This is a genomic window from Nostoc sp. NMS2 (assembly GCF_017115105.1).
GTDB lineage: Bacteria > Cyanobacteriota > Cyanobacteriia > Cyanobacteriales > Nostocaceae > Nostoc.
The window spans coordinates 1-26105 of sequence record NZ_JABXKH010000069.1; the positions used below are offsets into that span (position 1 = coordinate 1).

Genomic DNA, 26105 nt, shown 5'->3' on the forward strand with positions numbered 1-26105 from the left:
TTAAAAATAAGGGTGGATGATTTTTATCCCACGAGAGTCATAAAAGAGCGCTAATGCCCAATTCCCAATTCCCAATTCCCAATTCCCAATTCCCAGCATTTAGTTATGAGATGAGCGAAATAGATGACTATGTTCGGGATGATATAAACGCGATCGCCCTTTTGCTGTCGAGAGGGCTGGACTGATTATATAAAGTGTAGTGCGAATTAGTTTTTCTTTATGAGTAGATTCTGCCATTTCATTCAGGGGGACAACCTTAATTTTCTCATCAGGCCATCCGATGCGAAAGCAAATTGCAATGGGGGTTTCGGCTGGATAGTGTTCGAGTAATTTGGCTTGGGCATTTTCGACATGACGCGCACTGAGATATAAGCAGAGGCTAGCCTGATGTGCTGCAAGAGTGGCTAATTTTTCAGTGGCGGGGACTTCTGTACGTCCACTGATGCGGGTTAAAATGATGGTTTGGACTAAACCGGGCACAGTTAGTTCTACTTTGAGTTTGGCAGCAGCAGCTTGAAAAGCGCTGATACCTGGTATGACTTCAAAAGGGATATTTGCCTTTCTTAGGAGGTGCATTTGCTCGTGAATGGCGCTGTAGAGACTAGGATCGCCAGAATGGAGACGGACTAGAGATTTGTGTTGCGATCGCACCCTATCGATCATAATCGGCAAAATCTCTTCTAAAGTCTGATTTGCAGTTCTAATTATCTCCGCATCTTCTCGGCAAAGTTCTAAAATCTGTTCGGGTATTAAAGAATCAGCAAATAAAATCACATCAGCAACAGCCAGTAGTTTCTGCGCCTTCACCGTCAACAAATCGGGATCTCCAGGGCCTGCTCCCACAATATACACAGATGGTTCTATGGCATATAGTGTTTTTTTATAACTCAGCTTTTCTGTATATTCACTCTTAAAAGAACCCACAGCAATCCCTCAAAAAACTTTTTTGATATTTTCTCAGTATCTTTCCGGATTCACCCTCTTTCCCTAGTAGAGAGTAATGGTAGATGCACCCTGGTTAAGCCCTAGAAAATATTCTGGGGCATTTTTTCTTTTTGGGCATTGGGAATTGGGCACTTGTACTGAGCGAAGCCGAAGTATTAGGCATTGGTTATTCTCCTTGTCTCTTTTATCCTCCTCATCTTCCCCTGCTCCCCTGCTCCCTGCTCCCCTGCCTCCCCTGCCTCCCCTGCTCCCCTGCCTCTCCTGCTCCCTCATCCCCTCATCTCCCCATTTCCCTTGGGAGTAGGCACTACATCGGGTAAAGGGCGTTTAAGTAAGTAAAGCCAAGCTAATCCAACTAATCCTAATAAAATTCCTAGACTACTGACTACTTGTGCCATCCGTAATGGCCCCAGCATCAAGCTATCAGTGCGGAAACCTTCAATCCACAAGCGTCCTAAGCTGTAGGCTGGCCAGTAAACCAGAAATAGCGTGCCTACCTTCAAACGGGGCTTACCAGCTAAAGACCGGAAAAACAAAGTGATTAGCAGCGCAAACACCATTAAATCCCACAGAGATTCATACAGGAAGGTGGGATGGAAGTAATCGAAACTAACATATTCTAGAGGACGATGGTCTGGTGGAATATACAGCTTCCAGGGTAAATTGGTAGGATCGCCAAAAGCTTCAGAATTAAAGAAATTGCCCCAACGTCCGATCGCCTGCCCTAAAATCAGTGAAGGCGCTACTAAATCCGCCAGTTGCCAGAAAGAAACCTGCTTGATTTTGGCAAAGATTAACGCAGCCAAAACGCCACCAAGAATTGCTCCGTGAATGGCAATACCTCCTTCCCAGATAGCAAAGATTTTTCCTGGAGTTGGGGCATATTTTGACCATTCAAAGAAAACGTAATATAGCCGTGCGCCGGGAATTGCCCCAATCAACAACCAAAAAAACAAATCGCCTAGCAATTCAGGATTGACGTTACGGCGCTTTGCTAAATCCTGAGAAAGGATTACGCCAATTAATACTGCTGTGGCAATCAATAAGCCATACCATCGGATACTTAGTGGCCCTAATTTCACCAGAATAGGTCCTGGAGAAGTAAATTGAAACGCCAAGGGCAAGGTGGAAAAATCCAGTGCCATGAGAAATTACCTAGAAAAGTTTGTTAACTACCCGCGCACTTTACTAAGTACGGAGTTTCTTACATTTCAAATACTGGAACTACACTTAAAATCCAGCATTCATATTTAGGAGTCTAATTCCTAAAGCCTAGTTGAGCATAACTTGTGCCACTAAAACAATTGAGTTTACCATTCTTGCTCAGAGCGCAAGATGGTAAATTTGAGTAAGTTACACAAAAGAGTTTCGATATAATCACCTAAACAACTTTGATATATCTAAAATTGTGATTGCTATTTATCCTGGTAGCTTCGACCCCATCACCTTGGGACACCTTGACCTCATTCAGCGCGGTAGTCGCCTGTTTGAGCGGGTAATTGTCGCTGTACTGCGGAACCCAAACAAAACGCCACTTTTTAGCGTGCAGCAACGGTTAGAGCAGATCCGTCTTTCTACACAACATCTACCAAATGTAGAAGTAGACAGTTTTGATGGTCTTACCGTAAACTATGCCCAAATGCGACATGCACAAGTTTTGCTTCGGGGTTTACGGGCTGTGTCAGATTTTGAAGTGGAACTGCAAATGGCTCACACCAATAAAACTCTTTCTACCCAAATAGAAACAGTTTTTCTAGCAACCTCAAATGAGTATAGTTTTTTAAGTAGTAGTGTGGTCAGAGAGATTGCAAGGTTTGGTGGCTCTATCGATCATCTCGTTCCCCCACACATTGCCCTAGATATATACCAATGCTACAATCTGAAATCTCAAATGTTGAACCCAATCTCAACGGAAGCAATCCCCCCGCTCAAGAATATCTCGGTGGAGAGGGAAGCGTAGATATTCAGCAGGAACTCAACCGCCTAGAGGAAATAGTTCTCTCTAGTCTCAGGATTCCTCTGACGGGACGCACGCTCATAGATGAAGAAAAGCTGCTGGAACAGCTTGATTACATCCGGCTTGCTTTACCATCACTTTTTCAAGAAGCAGCAGCCATCCTTGAGCAAAAGGATGAAATTCTGTTAGAAGCTGAAGAGTATGGACAGCAGGTTGTTGAGTCTGCACAAGCAAAAAGAGCGCAAATTTTAGCTGAAAGCGATATTATTCAACAGGCTGAACAAGAAGCTGAACAACTGCGGCGACAAGTGCAACAAGAGTGTGAGGGAATAATGCAAGAAACCCTCGCCGAGATTGAGCGCAAGCGGTATGCTTGTCAGCAAGAGTTAGAGCTTATGAGGCAAACTGCGATCGCTCAGGCTCAAGAAATTGAAGATGGTGCTGATGCTTATGCTGATGGCATTTTGGGCAATATCGAACAGGATCTCAAAGATATGTTGCGAATTGTCACCAATGGACGACAACAATTGCAAATTGATAACCTAACGCAGCGCAATTCACCTCCTAGCAACAAAAGATAGAGGTTCTAACAAGAGATGAGGAAAAATTCTAAGTTGGGTTTCGCTATTGCTTAACCCAACAATTTTTTTAAAGAAAGATTTTTTGGGAACCTACCGAGTAATAGATTTAAAATTTTGACTTGTAATTAAGCAGGATTTTTAATAAATGCTTACTTTAGCTCAAGTTAATTTTGGATTAAATATAGCTGGTTTAATTGGAATTATTTATTTGCTTTTAGCAATTGGTTACTTTATTTTAACAGTAGCTTGGCTAGCTCAACGTGGTACTAGGCTTGCAGGTTGGGCTTTAGCACTTTACATTATTCAAGTTATATTTACACCGATTATAATGTTAATGTGCGGGATAATCTTGTTTTTTCAAGGTTGGCGTTTAGATCCAATTCTTCAAATTGAGCAATTTTTATTATTGTTATTAATTCTTTATTTCACTATTAAAGATATTGTAATGAATGCAGTTTACAGAAATAGGTGATTTTAACATTTTACGAACAACCAGATCCCCGACTTCTTTCAGAAGTCGGGGATCTACGTTTTGCAAATTCATCAAAAACGCAATTAATATCTGATTACAAGGTGTAAGTAAAATCTTCTACCAGCATACCGGGAACTAAACTACCTCCTAGTTGGCGACTTTCATAAGTGCCTACTTCGGGAATGAATTCTTGAAAATCAGTTAAGTCTAATAGGTTTTCTCCCCAGAAGCGATAGAGACTTTCATCAAAACGTAAGTTTTCAATGGGAGCAATAATCTCTCCGTTTTCTACCCAAAAACAAGCATAACGGGTCATACCTGTGATTCTACCAGTTTGGCGATCGCTCCAATTTAGGTAATGCAAATTTGATAGATACAATCCTGTATCCAATCTCGGAAGAATCTGCTCAAATACTAAATTTCCTGGACTGATTTCTGGCGCACGGAGAGTCTCTGAACCATTAGCACCATTAGCAGTTTTTTGATATTCCTTAGCAGTACGAGAATTAACCAGAGTGTTTACCAAAAGTCCTTTTTCTATTATAGGTAACTCCGGTGCTGCCATTTCTCCCAATTCATTAAATCGGGGTACTAATCCGCGCTGAAAGTTTTCTTTCAAACTAAATGCTGTCGAAAGTTGTTTTTCTTGACGCGATAAAGCAGCTAAAGCACTATTTCCTTGTTGGATATCAGCTTCGCTGATAGCTCCCCAAGAAAGCATGACTAATAAATCTGCAACAGCAGCAGGTGCAAAATAAGTTTTGTATTGTCCTCGTGGCAGTTCTTTAGATGGACGAGCAAGCAATTTGAGTTGTATTTTAGCTTCGCTGATTTTGGCTATATAAGCAGATTTATTCCAATCACTTCCTGCAAATGTGCCCTTAACTGCTTGTCCAGAAGCGGAAAATAGAGAATAATCTAAGGTAAAAGAATCAGTTGCAAACCAGTGTTTTTGACCACTGGAATCACCATAACCTTTAATTACTATTCCTCCAGCATATATACCAGTAAAATCTAATTCAGTAACTTGTTCTAATACACTTGATACTACTGCTTCATCTGCCAATAAATTTCCAGAATGTACTTCACGACTGGTATTAGTTCCTGATGGTAAAACTAGATATGGATCGATGGGTAATAGAATAAGTTCATCGCGTAGTTCCTGCAAAGCAGAATATGCTAATTGCCAGTCTAGCTCCCAATTCCCAGTAAAGGGAAACTGCCTAACACTACTGCGTTGATCTGCCATTAGAGTCAGTTCGATCCAACCATCAGCAACACAACCAGTTTGTCGCACTTTCGCATGATTGAAACGAGTGAATTGACTTCTTTCACTACTGAGTTTTACAGTGAATTGTTCATTTTCTGCTTTTTTGATAAGCAGAGTTTCAATCAGTCGATTAAAGCTGACTTCTAATGCAGATAATTCCTCAATTTTCATGGATATTAAATATTAATAGGGAATAAGTAGATGGAATGAAAGTTAGAAGTTAGAAATCAAGATTTATTAAAAAAATAAAAGTTAAAGATTTTTTAATTTCTAACTATTGACGTTACACTCTTTCAAAATAATTAGTAATTCCTAATTCCTAATTATTCGACAGGTTAGAATCTCCTGCTCCTATAAGCAACCGCATTTTTTAGGTCTAAATCCCCATGCAAAACGCAATTACGAATTACGAATTACGAATTACGAATTATTTAAGTTCCTCCACCAAAAACTTCGACATTAGCAAATACACAAACAGGGGAACCATGTCCTACCCAAATGGCCTGATTTGGTTCTCCTTTACCACAATAAGGAGTACCATACATTTGCCAGTTTTCAGCATTTCCTACTTGGATTAAGCTATGCCAAAATTCTGGTGTTGTGGCGCGATAGTTGGGATTGCGGAGGGTTTTAGTGAGTTTACCATTTTCAATTAATTTAGCGTACTCGCAACCAAATTGGAATTTATAGCGGCGATCGTCAATTGACCAAGATCGGTTAGATTCCATGTAAACGCCGTGTTCTATCCCAGCAATAATGTCTTCAAAGCTTGCATTTAGAGGCTCTAAATTCAAGTTACCCATGCGATCGATCGCTGGTCGATTCCATGAAGAAGCACGGGCACAGGCTACTCCTGGTACACCTGCTCTGACTTGACTCTCTAGACTGCCCAAACCCCGTTGAAGTACTCCTTCTTTGACCAAATACTCTCGCGTTGCTACAGCACCAGTATCATCAAAGCCATAGCTAGCAAATTCACCAGCCACGGTGGGATCAAAGGTAATGTTCATCAGTGGCGAACCATATACTAGGTTGCCAAAATCACTTTTATTAACGAAGCTGCCACCAGCATAGTTCCGCTCATCTCCCAAAATTCGGTCAATTTCTAGGGGATGCCCGACACTTTCATGGATTTGCAACATCATTTGATCTGGGGCTAAAACTAAATTGGTGCGGGTGGTTGGGCATTCTTCTGCTGTCAAGAGTTCTACTGCTTGTTCGCCAATTTGCCGTACCCGATGCCATAAGTTTTCTTGTTTTAATAGTTCGAGTCCGCCTTGGTAACAGTTTGCTTGGGAGCCGTTGTTGGTGCGCTGCTGTACAATTGCCCCATCTTGGGCGGTGGCTCCGTAATGAGTAGCTATAGATAGAATTTTTTGATAAACTTCTGAGCCATTGCTGCTAACAAACCAAGACTCCCTTTCAATGGTGCTAGCACCGGCTATGGTTTGCACAATCTTGTCGTCAACTTTCAGCGTTTGGCAAATACGAACCAGTAAATCGTTGATTTCTCCCGGACTCAAAGCATCCAATGGTTCAAGGAATGGAGATTTATATTCACCAACGACTTTAGGGCGCTCACTTTCACGAAAGGGATGTATCGACCATTCACTGGCTGCTAGTGCCTGTTTATAGGCTGTTTGGGCAGCAGCTTGGAGGGAAGACAGTTCCAGAGAGTTAGTAGCTGCATAACCCAGACAGCCATTGACCAAAACTTCCAGCATGGCTCCGACAGTGAAAGATTTGCCATTTACCTGGGGTAAGCCATCACGGACTGAACGGTTAGCAGAAGTCTCCTTTACGGCTCTGATACCGATCCAATCAGCAGGAATGTTGAAACTAGCGATCGCTTTTTTAAGTTCAGACCACATAATTTAAGGAATGGGGAATGGGGAATGGGGAATGGGGAATGGGGAATGGGGAATGGGGAATGAATATTAGTTATTCTTTCTCCCTCATCTCCCTCATCTCCCTCATCCCTAATTCCGATGCCAGCGTGTACCATCGCGGCTATCAATTAGCGTAATACCTTCTGCTTGAAGTTCGTCACGAATACGATCGCTTTCAGCAAAATTTTTGCCTTGACGCGCTTCTTGCCTTTGCTGAATTTTCGCTTCAATTTCCGCATCGCTTAAAACATTATTCTTGTCAGTTTCCGCTTCTATCTCGGCTTCTAAACCCAAAACTCCAGCTAATGTGACAAGAGTTTGCCATTGACGCTTTAACTCATCAGGGGAAGTTTCGGTTTTCCCTTCATGCACAAGAATATGCCCCTCACGACGCAGTTCTTTGGCTAATTCAAAAAGTACTGTTAACCCACCAGGAAAATTAAAATCGTTATTCACAATTTCTTGGAAACGCTCGACAATTTCAGGGAGTAGGGAATGGGGATTAGGGAGTAGTAAGGCAGTTCCCACTCCCCATCCTAGTTTTTTACCGTATTGGTAGCCAAAAAGTAAACCTTCTTTAATGGTGTGCCAACCGTTGGTTGCTGCGGCGATCGCTTCGTCGGTAAAATCTATGGGTGTTCGATATTGAGCAGTTAGCACGAATAACCGCACTGCCATCGGGTCAACTCCTCGATCCAGCAATTCTCGAATAGTGACAAAGTTACCCAAAGATTTGGACATCTTTTCACCATCTACCTTCACCATGCCGTTATGCAACCAGTAAAGCGCTAGGGGTTTTCCTGTCACAGCCTCAGATTGGGCAATTTCGTTTTCGTGATGGGGAAAAATTAAGTCAGCACCACCAGCATGAATATCTATGGTATCACCCAAGCGATCGCGCACCATTGCCGAGCATTCTATATGCCACCCCGGACGACCTGCGCCCCAAGGTGACTCCCAAGCAGGCTCTCCTGGTTTTGCTGCTTTCCACAAGGCGAAATCGAAGGGGTCTTTCTTTTTCTGATATTCTGGATCTTCGACGTTGACGCGTAGGCGTAGCCCGCCGTAGGCATCGCTTTTCCCCGCTTGCATATCTTCTAATCTGCGTCCAGAAAGCTTGCCATACTCAGCAAACTGCCGCACGGCATAATACACATCGCCGTCAGCAGGGTAGGCAAAACCCTTATTTTCCAACTCATGAATTAACCGTTGAATGCCATTCATTGTGTGGGTGGCGCGGGGATATTCATCAGCTTCTTTAATTCCTAACCGCGCCATATCCTCAAAATATGCTTTGATAAAGCGATCGGCCACAGCTTCCATTGAAGAATGCTCAACACGGGCGCGATTCAGAATCTTGTCATCAATATCGGTAAAATTTTGGATATATCGGACTTCATAGCCGATAAACTGGAGGTATCGGCGCACTACATCCCAAACGATGCAAGCTCTTGCATGACCCAAATGGCAGTAGTCGTACACCGTCACGCCGCAGTAATACATCTTAACCTTGCCTGGTTCGACTGTTTCAAACGGTTCTTGACGACGGGTGAGGGTATTGTAGAGTGTTAGGGTCATAACAGAGTAATGCGGAAATAAGGAGATACGTAATAATAGGGTAAAGCCGCTGGGATGACAGTCCAGCATCCCTATGCTAGTGTTTTCTGGACTATCTGCGCTACATTACTATTTTTTGACTATTTGATAACAGCGCTATGCAATCAGCAGTTACACCCGAATCTTCGGCAATGGATACGCCCAAACAAGGAATGCCAGTAACAATTATTACGGGATTCCTCGGTAGTGGCAAGACGACTTTACTCAATCATATCCTCAACAACCAGCAGGGTTTGAAAACCGCCGTTCTCGTAAATGAATTTGGCGAAATTGGCATCGACAACGAGCTAATTGTTTCCACTGGTGAGAACATGGTGGAACTAAATAATGGTTGTATCTGCTGCACTATTAATAATGATTTAGTAGATGCAGTTTACAAGGTTTTAGAACGCCAAGAAAATCTAGATTATCTAGTAGTAGAAACAACTGGATTAGCAGATCCTCTACCAGTTGCTTTAACATTTCTTGGTACAGAGTTGCGAGATTTAACTCGCTTGGATTCGATTATTACTGTGGTAGATGCGGCGAATTACAGCCTAGATTTATTTAACTCTGAAGCAGCATATAGCCAGATTGCTTATGGCGATGTAATTGTGCTAAACAAGGCTGATTTGGTTGATGAAGCCACTTTGAATGAGTTAGAAAGAAAAATTAACGAAGTTAAGGAAGGAGCAAGAATTATTCGCGCCACGCGATCGCAAGTGCCACTTCCTTTAATTCTCAGTGTTGGTCTGTTTGAGTCTGATAAATATTTTGACACAGTGGTGGATGAACACGATCATCACGATCATGAGCATCACGATCATCATGACGATCATGACCACTCAACATGTGGTCATGACCATCACGATCATGACCACGATCATCATGAACATCATCATTCTGACCATTTAGAAAATGATGGTTTTACTTCCATCTCTTTCCAAACTGACAAGCCTTTTTCTATTAGGAAGTTTCAGTATTTCTTAGATAACCAGCTACCCACAAATATCTTCCGAGCGAAGGGGATTATGTGGTTTGATGAAAGTCCAAAGCGTCATATTTTCCACCTTTGTGGCAAACGCTTCACCTTGGATGATGATGAATGGCAAGGTCAACTGAAAAATCAACTTGTGCTGATTGGTCAAAATTTGGATCGTGAAGCTTTAATTACTCAACTCGAAAACTGTATTTGTCTACCTTCAACCTCTCGCGGTAAAGGGTTTGGGAAATAAGAGTTTGGAGAGACGCGATTAATCGCGTCTGTACAGGAGTTTAATATTCGTACTCGTTCCCAGGTGGAACCTGGGAACGCATTTTTAATGGCTCCGCCATCGATTTTGAGGAATGAAAATGAGAGAATAGCGATCGCTTAAAAATCCTAAATGAGTTGTAAAAAAAATCTACCCCCCAGCTAATGCCGTCCCCCCAAGACATCGCTACCGTGTACACACAAGTTTTTGAGAGTTGCCTTACAGCGTTTAGATCCCCCCTAACCCCCCTTAAAAAAGGGGGAACCGGAGTCAAAGTCCCCCAATTTATCGGGGAGCCACTGCGGGAACAGGGGTCTCCCCCGCCGCAGGATGCGCGAAGCGCTGTAGTGGAGCATCTGGCGTGGTTTCCCCCATGAGCAGGTGGCATGAATTTAGGGGGATCTCAATGATTTTGGTTTTATACAAAGATGTGTGTACACCGTAGCCAAGACATCGGGGGGACTAAGAAGGGTAGCAACAATTTCAAATTCTCACGAATGATTTAGGATTGCTATATACAGATGAAATTGTGCCTTCATCAACTTTTAGTTTCTACCTTTGAAAGAGTTTAGCCATTCTTGAACTTGCTCGCGGGCAATATCGCGCCCTCCAAGACCAAAGGCTAGGGCAATAGCAACTGCGATCGCACCGAGTAAAAGTCCAAAGGCTAAATTCACAATATCACTGGCAACTCCAATCTGTTGCAGTGCCATTGCAGAGACTAAAGCAATAATGGCAATCCGCGCTACTTGTCCCAAAATCTCTGCCTGACGTTCGCCGGAACTGGTAATGATATTAAAAGCCAGATTTGCCAAGAATAAGCCAATGGCAAAGATCGCTAATCCCGCCAAAATCCGCCCGAATATAATCACAATACCAGACACTAATGCTGTCAAGGCTGGAATATTTAAGATATTCACCGCCGCCACCGTTGCAAATAGCATGATACCCACTAAGGCAACAATACCTGCAATTTCCGATGGGGTGCGGCTGGGAATATGGGCAGTTGTTGGTTCAGTTGAAATTTCGATGCGTCTGCTGGGTGTAGTCAGACCCAAAATAGTGAAAATGTTATTGAAGCCTAAATTGGTGAGGATACTTGTAACCAAATCAGCGACAAACCGCCCCACAAAATAGGCAACAATTAAAATTGCCACGGCTGTAAAGATGGCAGGGAGAGCATTGAGAACCTGTTGCAACATAGCGATCGCCGGCACAGATATCGCATCAATTCGCAAGGCATTCAGCGCTGCGATCGCTACAGGAATCAAAATCAAAACATAGACAATTGTACCGAGAATACTCGATAAAGGTTGCACCCCCGCAGCCGCAGATAATCCTAAGCGACTACCCAAATGGTCGATCCCAGTTGTCGCCAACAAGTTCGTTACAATTCGCCGGACTACATTAGCGATGAACCAGCCAACTACAGCAATTAAGATCGCCGCTAAAATGTTCGGCAGAATTAGCAGAACTTCTGTAATTAGAGCTTGTACTGGTAGTAGAGCCTGCCTTAGTCCAAGAGTATCTAAAACTGGGGCAAGAAACAGTAAAAATATAAACCAATACAGAGCATTGCCAATGGTGTCACTTAGAGACAACTGATTTAGGCTGGGTGCCCTGTCTTCTGGTTCTGGATTCAAACGCTCATCCAGATTAAATGCCTGTAATGAGCGTACAGTGATAATCTTGACAATGGTCGCCAAAAACCAGGCAGTTGCCAAAAGGATTCCCGCACCAACCAAATTTGGCAAAAAGCCAATAAGCTGATTGAGAAAATTATTCAGGGGTCGAGATGCTACTTCCAGATCCAACGTCTGTAAAACAGCTACCGCCGTCAATAGGATAATGCTCCAAAAGACTAAGCTGGAGATTAATTTCTCCACTTGGGGAACATCTTGACGACCCGTTATCCCTGCGGCAATGCGGTTATCTATGTTTGTGCGATTGAGGATTCCTCGCGTTACTGCTGCTGCGATCGCTGCAATTAGCCAGCCTACTAACAAAATTGCTACTGCCCCCAGGAGACGGGGCATAAACAGAATTATCTGTTGAACAATACCTTGTACATCAGCGATTCCTTGATTCACTGCTGGTTGCACTGGTTGCAAGCTGGGGGATTGTGCCAAAAATTGCTGCACCCTCATGGGCAAACCAACTTCTATCACCTGGGTTATTCCTTGCCAAGTTGTATTCATGGTTTTCGGGGATTAAGCTTAAGTATTCGCCGTAAACACTGAGTAAGTGTTTTGCCTATCAATTTACCAGTAAACACATACATATATATCAACTCATTGGGGATTGGGGATTGGGCACTTGTACTGAGCGACTTGTGCCGAGCGAAGCCGAGGTAAGTCGAAGTATTGGGCATGGAAAAGAGGCAGAGGGGCGGGGGGCAGGGGGAAAACTCTTCTCCCCCATCGGGAGCATCCACAAATGGCAAGAAACACCGGGCGATTGGAAATCGCGGCTACACAAACGAAGTCCGCCTTTCCTTCGGAACGCTACGCGAACGCGGACTCTCTGAAACCCGCGAAGGCGGGTTTGGTTTGTATAGCCCCAGACTTCTAGTCTGAGGGCAATCCGCCAAAAGTGGATGCTCCCCCCCATCTCCCCCATCTCCCCCTGCTCCCCCTGCCCCCCTGCCCCCTCATCCCCCACTCTCCAAAATTTTGCGTTACTCTAATTTCAGCAAAAGCACCAGAGATGTGGAATGCCTCAAGTTTTGGAACAATCGATTCAAATTAATGCTACAGCTACGGTGGTGGAGCGCTGTATTAGCGATTTAGCTCTCATGCACCGTTGGCTCAACCCCGCCCTCCGTTGCGAACCTGTGGGTGGAACTTGGAGTACTGATTTAGGTAGTGAAAGTCGTTTTATCATTCAAATTCCCCTACTAAAACCTACGTTGAACAGCGTAGTTGTGGAACGACAACCGGGTTTGGTAGTCTGGGAATTTCAAGGATTTTTTCAAGGGCGCGATCGCTGGGAATGTCAACCCACAGAAAAGGGAACGCTCCTACTAAACCGTTTTGAGTTCGATATTCCTAACCCCTTAGTCAGTTGGGGTTTCAACACCTTTGCCGCATCTTGGACAAAAGAAGATATGCAAGCCCAACTCCGCCGCCTCAAACGAGTCGCAGAGAATTCGTAATTCGTAATTCGTAATTCGTAATTGGGCATTGGGCATTGGTTCTTCTTTCTCCCCCTGCTTCTCTTTTCTCTCTGCCTCCTTGCCCCCTGCCCCCTGCCCCTACTCCCTCCCCAATTCCGTAAGTAGCCGCCGAATCACAGATGCATCCTCGGCATCAGGAACTTTTGCTAAATAATTTTGTAAATCGTCTACGGCTTGGGGATAGTAACCGAGTTGATAGGAGATTAAGCCGCGATCGCGCAACTCTAAAGTTAAATTAGGAAACAGCAATAAAATTCGTTCAATTGCTGCTAGGGTTTTTTCTAACTGTTGTTGTTTGAGGTAAATAAATTTTATATTTGTCAGCATCCGAGCCAAAAATTGCCGATTACTGACTACGGTTAAAAATTCTGGTTGTAGCGTCACAGGTCGCTGATAAATTTGAGACAGCCTTTCCTCACAATCTTGAGCAAATATTATTTCACCGCCATTAAAGGCATCCACAAAAATCTCTATATCTGGAACATCCGGGCGGATCAAGAAATGCCCTGGCATCCCCACACCCACCATCGGGAAATCAATCCTTCTAGCAACCTCTAGGTAAACCAACGCTAAGGTAATAGGAATCCCCAATCGGCGGTCAATTACATCATTGAAAAAACTGTTGCGCGGGTCGTAATAGTCAATTTTATTACCAGAAAAGCCTAAATCATCGTAGAGATACTGATTAATACCTTGAATGATCCGCAGAGGATATCGTGATTCTGGTAGACGTTCTTGAAGCTCCCATGCCATTGTATCAAGGGCGTTGAGATATTCCTCTATATCTAGCTTGGGATATTCTTCTTGGGCAATATACAAAGCTGCCTTTGCTAAGTCGATTTGCTCGTCAGACTGCTGAATCTCTTGGTAAAAATATTGTCGCGCTGACGAGAAATTCATAATTTGCTCGGTGGAAGTGTGAGGATGAAGCGAGAATGGATTAGCTGAACTAAAAACACTTTCTTGTACCTATTTTTATATTAAGGCTGCGATCGCTAGGGAGGGCAACAGGAAATTGCATCTGTTCCCCAACCCACGACTATGTTAGGTGTCTTAGCATTCAGTACTTTTGGTATAAGCTCACTCCGCAAGCTTAAACAACCCAAAGCTACAGCAAAAGCATAAATTCCTGACAAACATAATTTTAATACTGCGGTGTCAGGCGATCGCCTGACACTCCAGTTTTAATTTTGAGTTTTCTCCAGTCCCCACGCTAAAACTTACCTTAATTTTGATCCCCAAGCCCCAGTCTTAAGGATCAATTTATGGCGTAAAGTAGGGTCGTTCAGTGCTAATCTGAAAGGTGACATTGCTTAATTTTATGTCTTCTCCGACCTTATCTGAAATATAGCTTCACTCATTAGGCGCAGCATGGTAACAACCGCAGAAAAAACAAACATTGGTTACATTACCCAAATCATTGGCCCAGTTGTAGACGTTAAATTTCCCGGCGGGAAATTGCCACAAATCTACAACGCTTTGAAAATCAAAGGCACCAACGAAGCTGGACAAGAAATCAACCTCACTGTTGAAGTACAGCAACTGCTGGGCGACAACCAGGTGCGGACTGTTGCAATGAGTTCCACCGAAGGCTTAGTGCGCGGTTTGGAAGTCACCGATACAGGCACTTCTATAAGCGTACCAGTTGGTAAAGCCACTTTGGGTCGGATTTTCAACGTCCTTGGCGAACCTGTGGACAACAGGGGCCCTGTAAATGCCGAGGCAACTTTACCCATCCACCGATCTGCTCCCAAATTCACTGACCTAGAAACCAAACCTTCAGTGTTTGAGACTGGGATTAAAGTTGTTGACCTTCTGACTCCCTATCGACGCGGCGGTAAGATTGGTCTGTTCGGTGGTGCTGGTGTTGGTAAAACCGTGATCATGATGGAGTTGATCAACAACATCGCTACTCAGCACGGTGGAGTATCCGTTTTTGCTGGCGTGGGTGAACGCACCCGTGAAGGCAATGACCTCTACAACGAAATGATTGAGTCTGGGGTTATCAATAACGAAAGCCTCAATGATTCCAAAATTGCTCTTGTGTATGGTCAGATGAACGAGCCACCTGGAGCAAGAATGCGGGTTGGTCTGTCAGGATTGACAATGGCAGAATACTTCCGGGATGTGAACAAGCAGGATGTGCTGCTGTTTGTTGATAACATTTTCCGGTTTATCCAAGCAGGTTCAGAAGTATCAGCGCTACTGGGTCGGATGCCCTCAGCAGTAGGATATCAGCCCACATTGGGAACCGATGTAGGTGAACTGCAAGAGCGGATTACCTCGACCACAGAAGGATCGATTACCTCCATTCAAGCAGTATACGTACCTGCGGACGACTTTACCGACCCCGCACCTGCTACCACCTTTGCCCACTTAGACGGAACAACATTGCTGTCTCGCGGTTTGGCATCTAAGGGAATTTATCCAGCTGTGGACCCCCTTGGTTCAACTTCCACCATGCTACAGCCCAGCATTGTCGGTGACGAACACTACAATACTGCCCGGGCCGTACAGTCCATTCTGCAACGTTATAAAGAACTCCAGGACATTATCGCCATTCTTGGTTTGGATGAATTGTCTGAAGAAGACCGTCTCATCGTGGCGCGGGCGCGGAAAATTGAGCGCTTCTTGTCTCAGCCGTTCTTTGTAGCAGAAGTATTTACCGGTTCTCCTGGTAAGTATGTGAAGTTGGAAGATACCATCAAAGGCTTCCAAAAGATTCTGTCTGGTGAGTTGGATGCTCTGCCAGAACAGGCTTTCTACTTGGTTGGCGATATCAACGAAGCGATCGCCAAAGCTGAAAAAATGAAAGGTTAGTCATTAGTCATTGGTCATTGGTCATTGGTCACTGGTCATTAGTCATTAGTCATTAGTTCAAGGCTAATGACTAATGGCAATTACAAATGACAAAGGACAAAAGACAAATGACAAAGGACAAATGACAAAGACAAAGGACAAAAGACAAATGACATTAACCGTTCGTGTAATTTCTCCAGATAAAACAGTCTGGGATGCCCCAGCTGAAGAAGTAGTTTTGCCTAGCACAACTGGTCAACTAGGTATCCTCACCGGACACGCACCACTTTTAACCGCGCTGGATACTGGTGTAATGCGAGTCCGGGCCGCGAAAAATCAGAATTGGGAAGCGATCGCTCTTTTGGGTGGCTTTGCCGAAGTCGAAGAAAATGAAGTGACAATTCTGGTTAACGGCGCTGAACGTGGTGACAAAATTAACCTCGAAGAAGCTCGTGCTGCTTACAACCAAGCAGAAGCGGGATTGAATCAAGTTTCAGGAGACGATCGCCAAGCCCAAATCAAGGCAAATCAAGCTTTCAAACGCGCCCGCGCTCGGTTTCAAGCGGCTGGCGGTTTGGTCTAATTTAACTTTCTATTTCAACTTTGTAGGTTGGGTTGAGGCACGAAACCCAACAAATACGTTGGGTTTTGCTTCGCTCAACCCAACCTACAAAAAATGGCGAAGGTATTGCTTATTTATTAATTTTTCAAAAAAATTACGTCAAGTTTAAGAAATCGAGGCAAGCCCTGCTGAAGTGTTAACTTAGCTAATTAGTTGCCCAAATGGGCACAAATTATGAAAAGCTTTTCATCTTTGCTTGGTACTCGTAAACAAAATAAGGTAGCTAGTTTTGCAGCATCTATCGTAGCAACATTAGCGATCGCTGGCGGTATTCATTCTGCCAATGCTACTGCTGTAAAAACAACTACTGCAAAAGAAATTACTTCGGCATCAGTCCAGCGAAATCAGACTACACCAAATATTGCTCAGTTACCAATTAGCAGGACTCAATATCAAACTGCTGGAATTGATCCTGTTGTACTAGTTCCCATCCTACTTGTAGGCGGTTTCGTCATATTCGTTCCCCTATTCTTTGGTGGACTTGTAGTAATTGGCGAACGAGAAGTCGGCATTGTCGTGAGGAAATTTACCCTTTCCGGGCGTGGACTCCCCGCCGGCAGTTTGATTGCCCTCAACGGGGAAGCTGGCTTACAGGCAGATACTTTAGCTCCTGGTTGGCACTGGGGCTATTGGCCTTGGCAATATTCTGTAAAGAAAGAGTCGGTAATTGTTGTTCCCCAAGGGGAAATCGCCTTGATTGTGGCGGCAGACGGCGCATCCAACCCACCAGAGCGGATTTTGGGTAAAATCGTGAGTTGTGATAACTTCCAAGATGCTCGAAAATTCCTCACCGAAGGTGGAGAAAAAGGGCGGCAGATGGGTTTTCTCACAGCTGGTACGTACCGGCTCAATACGGCCCTGTTTAAAGTCATCATGGCATCAAATGCCAGCACTCATGGCATGACTCCAGAACAGTTGCGGGTTTACAGTCTGGCATCTGACAAAGTTGGCATCGTCACTACTTTAGATGGTGTACCAATTTCTGCTGGTGAACTCGCAGGCCCCATCATTGATGGACACGACAACTTTCAAAATGGTCAGAAATTTATTAATGGAGGTGGGCGGCGAGGCTTACAAGAACAGACTTTGCTTTCTGGTTCTTGGAACTTGAATCCTTGGTTTGTTCAAGTTGAGCAAGTGCCGATGACCGAAATTCCCATTGGCTATGTGGGTGTGGTGATTTCTTTCGTGGGTAAGGCCCATCAAGATGTCAGTGGTGCAGCTTTCACCCACGGTAACTTGGTGAATCAGGGACATAAGGGTGTGTGGGTCGAACCGCTATATCCTGGTAAGCACCCGATTAATTCCCGGATTATGAAGATTGAACTCGTGCCAACGACCAACATCGTTTTAAACTGGTCAGGTCGGACTGAACGCCACAGCTATGATGCTAAACTGGCTTCTTTAACAGTACGATCGCGTGATGGGTTTGCTTTTGATTTGGAAGTAGCACAAATTATCCATGTCGGTGCTTTAGATGCTCCGAAGGTGATTTCTCGTGTTGGTGCAATGCAAAATCTAGTAGACCATGTATTAGAACCAACCATCGGGAATTATTTCCGCAACTCAGCCCAAAACTGTACGGTACTAGACTTTCTGACTGCTCGGAGTGAGCGACAAACTGAGGCTGCTGAGTATATTAAAACAGCATTGCGGGCTTATGATGTGCAAGCGATCGACACCCTCATTGGTGATATTCAGCCACCAGCGTCGTTAATGCAGACACAGACAGACCGGAAAATTGCTGAAGAAGAACGCAAGACTTATGAAGTCCAGCAGATGGCGCAAACCCAACGGCAGCAGCTTGTCCGGGAAACAGCACTAGCTAATATCCAGCAAGAAATGGTGAAATCAGAGCAGAGTGTCCATATTGCCGATTTGAAAGCCCAAGCCCAAATCAAGCAGGCGACAGGCGAAGCTGAGGGGACAAAACTCCGGGCAATTGCTGAGGCTGAAGGTATTCGGGCTACAGGTAACGCCAAAGCTGAAACCTATCGCGCTGGTGTGGAAGCCTTGGGTTCCCAAGGTTATACAGCAATGCAATTAATGCAGATTATAGGCGATCGCCATGTCCGCTTAATACCGGATGTCTTAGTTGGTAGTAACGGCAGTAATAACGGTTTAGTGGATGGGTTACTATCCATGATTTTATGGAATCAAACTGGTAAGGGTGAATTGAAACCAACACCTTTGCATCCGCAACCAGTAGTTACCCAAACACAACCAACCGCAGAAAACGGTTATCCACCTATAGTTGTGAATTTTCCGACGGATAAGTCAACTTAACGTTAAAAGAGCGGTTAAAAGTTGCTTCTCCCTTGGCGCTAGCCTCTCACGAGTAGGGGAGACGCTGCGGACTAACGCCAAAATAGGGTTTCAAATTTAATCTTACGAGAGTAATAAAAGAGCGCTAATCCACTATTTGATTTCCAAACACCGAGAGGTTCAGATCCCCGACTTCTTCAAGAAGTCGGGGATCTTTTTGTTCGTAACTCCTGCACGGATTGCTATATTTTATTGTGGATATCCTATAAACTAAGAAATTTTGCTTTTACAAGAACGTTATCGTTTACTGAAACCAATTGGTAAAGGGGGATTCTGCAAAACCTTCCTCGCTGTAGATGAGGGTCAGTTTCCTCCAATTCCTTGCGTTGTTCAAGAATTATCGCTGGAATCCGAAACGTCTAAAACTTTTCAGCAAAAGGCACAACAGTTAGATGAATTAGGGAATCATCCTCAAATTCCCGTTTTATTAGCTTATTTTGAGCAGAATGGGCATTTTTATTTAGTGCAGGAGTTTATTGCAGGCACTAATTTAGCTCAGGTGGTTGAAGAAGAAGGCGCTTTTAATGAAACTCAAATTTGGCAACTTTTAGAAAATGTGTTGCCAGTTTTTCAGTTTATTAGCGATCGCAACATCATCCACCGCGATATCAAACCCCATAATATCATCCGTAGATCCCCAATTACCAAGAACGCAGATTTCGTTATAGTCGATTTTAGCACTGCGAAAATCGTCACAGAAATTGATCCGCTAACATCTGAAAGCAGTATCGGCAGTCCAGAATATTCTGCACCAGAACAAGCCAGAGGAAAAGCGGTTTTTGCTAGTGATTTATATAGCTTGGGTGTAACTTGTATTTACCTACTTACTCAGGTTTCTCCCTTTGATTTATTTGATATTGCTAACGATTATTGGGTTTGGCAACAATATCTTACTACTAAGGTTAGCGATCGCCTGGCCCAAATCCTCGACAAACTGCTGCAAAATGCTGTTAACCGTCGCTTTCAATCGGCTGGTGAAGTTATGCAAGCAATGGGTATAAAATCCAAAATCCAAAATCCAAAACTTGTACTGAGCGAAGTCGAAGTATCCAAAATCCAAAATCTTCCTTGGCAATGCTTGCATACACTAACTGGGCATTCTGGGAGATTAAGTAGTGTAAATTCCCTTGCCATCAGTCCTGACGACTATACCTTAGCTAGTGGTAGTGATGACAAAAACATCAAATTGTGGGATTTAAATACCAAAAAAGTCTTAGCTAACTTATCAGGACATTCCCAAGCTGTAAAATCAGTAACCTTCAGTCCAGATGGTCAAATTCTGGCAACTGCTAGCGACGATAAAACTATCAAATTGTGGCAGGTTGAGACATTACAAGAAATCTCCACCTTATTGGGACACTCACACGCGGTAAAATCAGTTGCTTTCAGTCCAGATGGACAGATTCTCGCTAGTGGTAGCTGGGATAAGACAATCAAACTCTGGGATGTCAATACTGGCACAGAAATTTGTACCATAACTGGACACCAATTACAGGTAAATTCAGTAGCATTTAGTCCCCAAGGACAACTTTTAGCCAGCGCTAGTTATGACAGAACAATTCGCCTGTGGCACATACCAAGAAGAGGCGAGGGGGCAGGGAGCAGGGAGCAGGGGGATATGAATAATGCTGAGTTAAAAGACCACCCACAAGAGACGAAGGACATTCCCCCTTTCCCTCTGCCCCCTGCCCCCTTACCTCTTGTTCAAAACCGCCCATGCTATAGCTTGTTAGCCACCCTTTCGGGTCATGCATGGGCGGTTTTGACAGTCGCTTTTAGTCCTGATGGTCAAATTTTGGCGACGGGTAGTGATGATAACACTATTAAATTGTGGGAGGTAAACACAGGTCAGCTAATTTGTACACTTGTAGGCCATTCTTGGTCTGTGGTGGCTGTGGCTTTTACTGCCGATGGCGAAACACTCCTAAGTGCAAGTTGCGACAAAACAGTTAAACTTTGGAGGGTAAGCACAGCAGAAGAGATTGTTACTCTCTCTGGTCATGTAGACTCAGTATCTGCTGTTGCTGTGAGCAAAGTTAGACAATTAATTGCAAGCGGCAGCAGAGACAAGACTATCAAACTGTGGCAGCTTGTAGAACAGCGCGATCGCTAATATTGTCATATCAGGCGCTACCTGTGAAGGCAACTTCTGGAAATTTCAACTGAGCTTCTGCCATTGGACGGTTTCTACCTTCCTCTTGCCAATAGTTAATCACTTCTGTTGCTTTATTAAGCAACTCAACACGATCCAGGTCAGTAATCCAATGTTTGGATTCTAATTCCTTTTTTAACTCTTCCCAGGCATCATTTCTGGGCCAAAAAAAGTACTTAGTCAAAGGACTGGTGCCTTTACCTACAATTTGATCGACTGCTAGAGCGACATTTTCGTCTAACCACAGAATTTTTAAAATAAACTTGGTCAATCACACCTCCGGGAATTTCCGGGCATTACTTAACTAGGATAGCGATCGCTTATTTTAACGCAATACCCTATCAAATGACCAAACAGTGATTAGATTGGGCTAGCATAAGGGGTAGTCGGCGCTAACTAAAGATGCTTATGACCGAAACAGACTCATGATACAGAGCAAGTAAATTTGTTTATGGGAATCATTAATTTTGAATTTTGAATTTTGAATTCGGAGCGAAGCGACGTGACTGCCCCACTGCCCCAATCTCAAACAACATCTAGTTCAGATTTGTATGAGCAAGACTTTTACCTGTGGATTCAAACTACGGCTGAACTGCTCAAACAAGGTCGGCTCACAGAACTGGATTTAGAGAATTTGATTGAAGAAATTGAAACGATGGGCAGAAGTGAAAAGAAAGCACTCAGAAGCAATTTGGAAGTGGTGCTAATGCATCTATTGAAGTATAAATATCAAGCCGAGAAGCGCTCTGGTAGTTGGCGAGGAACGATTCGGGAGCATCGCAAGCGCATCAGGCAAGCTCTAGAAGAAAGTCCTAGCCTTAAACCCTATTTTGATGAGGTTTTCGGGCTGTGTTATGACGATGCTAGACTGTTAGCTGCCGATGAAACTGAATTGGCTGTGGCTACCTTCCCCGAACAATCTCCATTTACGCCTGAGCAAGCTCTAGACCCCGATTTTTTACCTGAGTCATAATTACACCCTGAACTAGAAGATTTTGCTGTTAATTTTGAATTTGGAGCGAAGCGACGTGACTGCTCAACTACCCCAATCTCAAACAACATCTAGTTCAGATTTGTATGAACAAGACTTTTACCTGTGGATTCAAACCACAGCAGAACTCCTCAAGCAAAAGAATTTCACCCAACTGGATTTAGACAACCTGATTGAAGAAATTGAAACGATAGGGAGAAGTGAAAAGCGGGCATTGGAGAGCAATCTGGAAGTGTTGCTGATGCATCTGCTGAAATACCAGATTCAAACTGAAAGGCGCTCAAAAAGTTGGCAGTACACAATTTTGGAACATCGCAGGCGAATCCAAAAGGCACTCAAGGAAAGTCCGAGTTTAAAGCCTCACTTTGATCAGGTTTTTGACGAAAGCTACCAAACTGCTAGACGACTGGCTGTAATTGAAACTGGATTAGCCATTGCTATCTTCCCGGAACAATCTTCCTTCACACCAGAGCAAGCCCTCGACCCCGATTTTTTACCTGAGTCATGATCTCACGTTTTATGATGATTTAAAACTCTTTTGCTTCCTACCCCATGACTCAACCAACTTCTGCAAAAGCGATTGTTATTTTCGATATTGATGGCGTTGTGCGTGATGTTGGCGGTTCCTATCGTCGAGCGATCGCAGATACCGTAGAATATTTTACTACCCAAGCATATCGCCCCACCCCACTAGATATTGACCAACTGAAGTCTGAAGGCGTGTGGAATAACGATTGGGAAGCATCGCAGGAATTAATTTACCGCTACTTTGAAACTCAAAAACAGAGCCGTGAGCAACTGCAACTAGATTACAATGCGATCGTTGCTTTTTTTCAATCACGTTACCGTGGCCCAGACCCAAATAATTTTACTGGGTATATCTGTAATGAACCTTTATTATTACAACCTAGCTATTTAGAGCAACTTACCCAAGCCAATATTGCTTGGGGATTTTTTAGCGGTGCAACTCGTGCTTCTGCTAACTATGTATTGGAAAAACGCCTGGGTTTGGAATCTCCGGTGTTGATTGCGATGGAAGATGCACCAGGTAAACCAGACCCCACGGGACTTTTTGCTACAGTTCGTAAATTAGAGAAAGGAATTGAGCAAAAATTAGCGATCGTATATGTAGGAGATACGGTAGCAGATATGTATACCGTCGAGAAAGCGCGGAGTCTAGATTCTGCTCACACTTGGATTGGTGTAGGCGTTTTACCGCCCCACGTCCAGGAAACAGCAGCCCGTAGTGATGCTTATAGTCAGACACTAATAGCAGCCGGAGCAGCAGTAGTTTTACCTAATGTGCAAGAATTGACCCCAAGACAAATCCAAGAATTGATAAGTTCATGTGCCTGATCTGTGTTCTAAGTGCAGTTTTGCATAAATTGTGGCGTTTTGAATGCAATACGCTTGGGTTAGCGCCAAAAACCTTAAGTTGTGTAGTTGTGTAGGTTGGGTTGAGGAACGAAACCCAACATTTCCAGGGCTTTGTTGGGTTGCGCTTTGCTTAACCCAACCTACAATTTTTCTTAACTTAACCGTATTGGTTTTTAATGTAGGGGAACGCATTGGCATTGCAAAGTATTGCTAAATTTAATTCGCTACGAATTAATGAAATGTTGTACTAAAATCAATCAAGCTAGGGGTGCATGAATGACTGGTTGATAACAATCTTGCTTTAATCATTGGGAGATTAATAAAAATGTCTGCACTTAAACTACCTAACGGCCCTCAAACTCACCCTTGGATACAGATGTATCAGTGGCTTACTAATCCCTTAGAATACATAGAAGCCTGTAATAAACATTATGGTGATATCTTCACCGTCCAACTTGGATCAAATTTTGCTCCTCAAGTCTTCATTAGCAATCCCCAGGCAATTCAGCAGATTTTTACTACAGATCCAAAACAGTTAGATTCTGGTTTATCAGCAGGTTTTAAATCGCCTTTATTAGGAGAGCAATCATTACTGGCGCTAGATGGAAAGCCTCATCAGCGACAACGAAAGCTGTTGACACCCCCCTTCCACGGGGAACGGATGCTGGCTTATGGTGAATTAATCCGTGAAATCACAGAGCAAGTGAGTAGTCAATGGCAGGTTGGAGAAACCTTTGCAGTTTTGTCGTCTATGCAAGCAATCTCTTTCCAAGTGATTTTGAAGGCTGTATTTGGTCTAGAAGATGGGCCACGTTACAAGAAACTCAACGAACTCCTAATTGCAATCCTAAATCCTAAAATCCCTCTACTAAGAACAGTTTTGCTGATTTTTCCATCAATGCGACAGGATTTAGGAGCATGGAGTCCCTGGGGGAAATTCTTGCGTTTACGGCAGCAAATCGATCAACTCATCTACGCCCAGATTCAAGAACGCAAAGCACAACCCAATCTATCTGGAACTGATATTCTATCTTTGATGATGGCTGCTCGTGATGAAGCGGGAGAGCCGATGACAGACTTGGAATTACGTGATGAACTGATGACCCTATTAGTAGCGGGTCATGAAACTACTGCAACTTCCTTATCATGGGCGCTGTACTGGATTCATCATCGGCCAGAGGTGCGGGAAAAACTACTGCAAGAACTAAATAATTTGGGTGAAAAACCAGATGCAAACGCTATTTTCCGATTGCCTTATTTGAATGCTGTCTGTTCTGAAACACTACGTCTTTACCCAGTGGCAATGTCGGCACTAAGTCGATTAGTCAAATCACCGCTACAAATTGGGGAGTACAACTTTGAGCCTGGGACTATACTAATTCCCTCTATTTATTTGACCCATCATCGAGAAGATTTATATCCTGAATCAAAGCAATTTAAGCCAGAGCGTTTTCTGGAACGACAATTTTCTCCCTACGAGTATTTACCCTTTGGTGGCGGGAACCGTCGCTGTATTGGTATGGCATTTGCCTTGTTTGAAATGAAACTAGTGTTGGCAACAGTGCTGTCTCGCTGGCAAATGGAACTGGCTGATAGTAAACCAGTGCAACCAGTACGTAAGGGTTTGTTATTTAGCCCAGCAGGTGGTGTACAGATGGTGGTAAAGGGGAAGCGTCCTCAAAATCAGCCCATCCTTCAGACTAGCTCTAGTTCAGCGTGAAGAGTTTTATGGTTGACATAAATATTTGCGGAACAATTACCTTACCCTTGTGTTTGAGCTAATATCATGTCCGGTAAATTACTTGTAATTCCTGCGTAACCTCTCAAGAGCAACCCCTCCCCTACTAGGGACATTCCGGTGTGCAATTCATGCACGAGATTTCAGCCTTGAAACAGCGATTGAGGTAAACACATGAGTATGATAAAAGAGGAAAATTAAAGAAAGTTTATCGTATGAGAGAACATTTTATCTCTCTGCCAGAAGATGTTTACTGTCATCTTCTGGCTGTTGCAGAAACCGAAGGGGTAACGCCTGCTGACTGGATTGCCGCACACTTGTTGTTAAATGTTGACCAGCAAAGACCACTTGCCGTTTTGCTATCAGATTTGGTTGGGTCTATTAACAGTCAGACTCAAACTCCTTCTTCTTATGAGAAAACGGTTTTCGGTGAGGCGATCGCCAGTAAACTCGCCAAGCAAGGTATTCGCAGACCGTGATTTTGGTTGATACTGCGCCGTTGATTGCGTTGATTGATGCAGGACAAGGGGAAGCCCATCATCGTTGCGTCGAAGCCTATCAAAAGATAACTACTCCCTTGATCACAACATGGTGCTGTTTTACAGAAGCTATGTATTTCCTGCATCAGTTAAGGGGTTGGTTTGCCCAGGATATTCTATGGCAGTTTATTGAACGGAAAGCCCTCTACTTGCATCTATCAGACATTGATGAGCAACAAAGAATACGGGAACTGATGAGACAGTATCAGGACGTGCCGATGGATTTGGCAGATGCGTCCCTTGTCTCTGCTGCCGAGACGTTAAATATCAGTCGAATTTTCTCGCTGGACAGGGATTTTTATATTTATCGTTTCCAGGGAACAAAGGCATTTGAGGTTATTCCCTAAATTACCAACTTATGACCCTAAGTTGGGAAAGTATGCAAACAGGATAAAGTGTAGTAAATTGCTTGCTGCGCTATGTT

The 26105-nt window shown here is 43.7% G+C and carries 24 protein-coding genes; 16 read left to right on the forward strand and 8 right to left on the reverse strand.

The features are described 5' to 3' along the window. Positions 1-99: 99 nt before the first annotated feature. Positions 100-891: a precorrin-4 C(11)-methyltransferase gene (cobM, locus tag HWQ36_RS14110; RefSeq protein WP_292703884.1), complete on the reverse strand. Its 792-nt coding sequence runs from the start codon at positions 889-891 to the stop codon at positions 100-102. Between the two features lie 323 nt (positions 892-1214). Continuing rightward, complete coding sequence (gene lgt / locus HWQ36_RS14115) at positions 1215-2090, reverse strand: prolipoprotein diacylglyceryl transferase (RefSeq protein WP_292703607.1); 876 nt, start codon at positions 2088-2090, stop codon at positions 1215-1217. Positions 2091-2353: 263 nt separating this feature from the next. On the opposite strand from lgt, the gene coaD reads away from it, so the two are divergent. From coaD to HWQ36_RS14130, 3 genes are all read left to right on the forward strand, one after another. Beyond that, the gene (gene coaD, locus HWQ36_RS14120; RefSeq protein ID WP_292703610.1) at positions 2354-2905 is read left to right on the forward strand and encodes a pantetheine-phosphate adenylyltransferase; all 552 of its coding nucleotides are present in this window, start codon (positions 2354-2356) and stop codon (positions 2903-2905) included. Next, positions 2815-3483 carry a DivIVA domain-containing protein gene (locus HWQ36_RS14125; RefSeq protein WP_292703612.1) on the forward strand — a complete coding sequence of 223 codons (669 nt, stop codon included), beginning with the start codon at positions 2815-2817 and terminating at the stop codon, positions 3481-3483. Before coaD ends, HWQ36_RS14125 begins: the two co-directional genes overlap by 91 nt. A gap of 145 nt (positions 3484-3628) precedes the next feature. Next, positions 3629-3955 (forward strand): Ycf66 family protein, encoded by a 327-nt coding sequence (locus HWQ36_RS14130; protein WP_292703615.1) that lies wholly within the window; start codon positions 3629-3631, stop codon positions 3953-3955. A 94-nt stretch (positions 3956-4049) separates the two neighbouring features. On the opposite strand, the gene HWQ36_RS14135 is transcribed toward HWQ36_RS14130, so the two are convergent. The 3 genes from HWQ36_RS14135 to cysS all read right to left on the reverse strand — a co-directional run bounded on the left by HWQ36_RS14135 (position 4050) and on the right by cysS (position 8692). Then, a complete protein-coding gene (locus tag HWQ36_RS14135) occupies positions 4050-5396 on the reverse strand; it encodes a TldD/PmbA family protein (protein ID WP_292703618.1) in 1347 nt (448 codons plus the stop codon). Between the two features lie 260 nt (positions 5397-5656). Next, a complete protein-coding gene (locus HWQ36_RS14140) occupies positions 5657-7096 on the reverse strand; it encodes a TldD/PmbA family protein (protein WP_292703621.1) in 1440 nt (479 codons plus the stop codon). A 108-nt stretch (positions 7097-7204) separates the two neighbouring features. Next, a complete protein-coding gene (gene cysS / locus HWQ36_RS14145) occupies positions 7205-8692 on the reverse strand; it encodes a cysteine--tRNA ligase (RefSeq protein ID WP_292703624.1) in 1488 nt (495 codons plus the stop codon). A 137-nt stretch (positions 8693-8829) separates the two neighbouring features. Between cysS and HWQ36_RS14150 the strand changes: the two genes are divergently transcribed. Then, entirely contained in the window at positions 8830-9945 is a 1116-nt protein-coding gene (locus HWQ36_RS14150) for a GTP-binding protein (RefSeq protein ID WP_292703627.1), read from the forward strand. A gap of 563 nt (positions 9946-10508) precedes the next feature. Here the strand turns inward: HWQ36_RS14150 and HWQ36_RS14155 are convergent. Next, positions 10509-12161, reverse strand: a complete 1653-nt coding sequence (locus HWQ36_RS14155) for a mechanosensitive ion channel (RefSeq protein ID WP_292703630.1) — start codon at positions 12159-12161, stop codon at positions 10509-10511. Between the two features lie 171 nt (positions 12162-12332). On the opposite strand from HWQ36_RS14155, the gene HWQ36_RS14160 reads away from it, so the two are divergent. Both HWQ36_RS14160 and HWQ36_RS14165 read left to right on the forward strand, forming a co-directional pair. Next, positions 12333-12539, forward strand: a complete 207-nt coding sequence (locus tag HWQ36_RS14160; protein WP_292703633.1) for a hypothetical protein — start codon at positions 12333-12335, stop codon at positions 12537-12539. 137 nt (positions 12540-12676) lie between these two features. After that, a complete protein-coding gene (locus HWQ36_RS14165) occupies positions 12677-13117 on the forward strand; it encodes an SRPBCC family protein (protein ID WP_292703635.1) in 441 nt (146 codons plus the stop codon). 99 nt (positions 13118-13216) lie between these two features. Here the strand turns inward: HWQ36_RS14165 and HWQ36_RS14170 are convergent, their stop codons facing one another. Continuing rightward, positions 13217-14038, reverse strand: a complete 822-nt coding sequence (locus tag HWQ36_RS14170) for a SirB1 family protein (protein WP_292703637.1) — start codon at positions 14036-14038, stop codon at positions 13217-13219. Positions 14039-14509: 471 nt separating this feature from the next. Here HWQ36_RS14170 and atpD point away from each other — a divergent pair, with 471 nt between their 5' ends. The 4 genes from atpD to HWQ36_RS14190 all read left to right on the forward strand — a co-directional run bounded on the left by atpD (position 14510) and on the right by HWQ36_RS14190 (position 20997). After that, complete coding sequence (atpD, locus tag HWQ36_RS14175) at positions 14510-15958, forward strand: F0F1 ATP synthase subunit beta (protein ID WP_292703639.1); 1449 nt, start codon at positions 14510-14512, stop codon at positions 15956-15958. 148 nt (positions 15959-16106) lie between these two features. Beyond that, positions 16107-16520: an ATP synthase F1 subunit epsilon gene (gene atpC / locus HWQ36_RS14180; protein WP_292703887.1), complete on the forward strand. Its 414-nt coding sequence runs from the start codon at positions 16107-16109 to the stop codon at positions 16518-16520. 213 nt (positions 16521-16733) lie between these two features. Further along, positions 16734-18845: a flotillin family protein gene (locus HWQ36_RS14185; RefSeq protein WP_292703642.1), complete on the forward strand. Its 2112-nt coding sequence runs from the start codon at positions 16734-16736 to the stop codon at positions 18843-18845. Between the two features lie 259 nt (positions 18846-19104). Continuing rightward, a complete protein-coding gene (locus HWQ36_RS14190; protein ID WP_292703646.1) occupies positions 19105-20997 on the forward strand; it encodes a serine/threonine-protein kinase in 1893 nt (630 codons plus the stop codon). Between the two features lie 10 nt (positions 20998-21007). Here the strand turns inward: HWQ36_RS14190 and HWQ36_RS14195 are convergent, their stop codons facing one another. After that, positions 21008-21307: a 30S ribosomal protein PSRP-3 gene (locus HWQ36_RS14195; RefSeq protein ID WP_012410744.1), complete on the reverse strand. Its 300-nt coding sequence runs from the start codon at positions 21305-21307 to the stop codon at positions 21008-21010. 231 nt (positions 21308-21538) lie between these two features. On the opposite strand from HWQ36_RS14195, the gene HWQ36_RS14200 reads away from it, so the two are divergent. The 6 genes from HWQ36_RS14200 to HWQ36_RS14225 all read left to right on the forward strand — a co-directional run bounded on the left by HWQ36_RS14200 (position 21539) and on the right by HWQ36_RS14225 (position 26028). Next, positions 21539-22009: a DUF29 domain-containing protein gene (locus HWQ36_RS14200; RefSeq protein ID WP_292703654.1), complete on the forward strand. Its 471-nt coding sequence runs from the start codon at positions 21539-21541 to the stop codon at positions 22007-22009. A gap of 55 nt (positions 22010-22064) precedes the next feature. Then, on the forward strand, positions 22065-22535 hold the full coding sequence (locus tag HWQ36_RS14205) for a DUF29 domain-containing protein (protein WP_292703657.1): 471 nt from the start codon (positions 22065-22067) through the stop codon (positions 22533-22535). Between the two features lie 44 nt (positions 22536-22579). Then, positions 22580-23383 (forward strand): TIGR01548 family HAD-type hydrolase, encoded by an 804-nt coding sequence (locus HWQ36_RS14210; protein ID WP_292703660.1) that lies wholly within the window; start codon positions 22580-22582, stop codon positions 23381-23383. Positions 23384-23729: 346 nt separating this feature from the next. Then, positions 23730-25124 carry a cytochrome P450 gene (locus HWQ36_RS14215; RefSeq protein WP_292703663.1) on the forward strand — a complete coding sequence of 465 codons (1395 nt, stop codon included), beginning with the start codon at positions 23730-23732 and terminating at the stop codon, positions 25122-25124. Positions 25125-25357: 233 nt separating this feature from the next. Next, positions 25358-25621, forward strand: a complete 264-nt coding sequence (locus tag HWQ36_RS14220) for a hypothetical protein (RefSeq protein WP_292703666.1) — start codon at positions 25358-25360, stop codon at positions 25619-25621. Positions 25622-25623: 2 nt separating this feature from the next. Beyond that, the gene (locus tag HWQ36_RS14225) at positions 25624-26028 is read left to right on the forward strand and encodes a PIN domain-containing protein (RefSeq protein WP_292703669.1); all 405 of its coding nucleotides are present in this window, start codon (positions 25624-25626) and stop codon (positions 26026-26028) included. Positions 26029-26105: the final 77 nt, after the last annotated feature.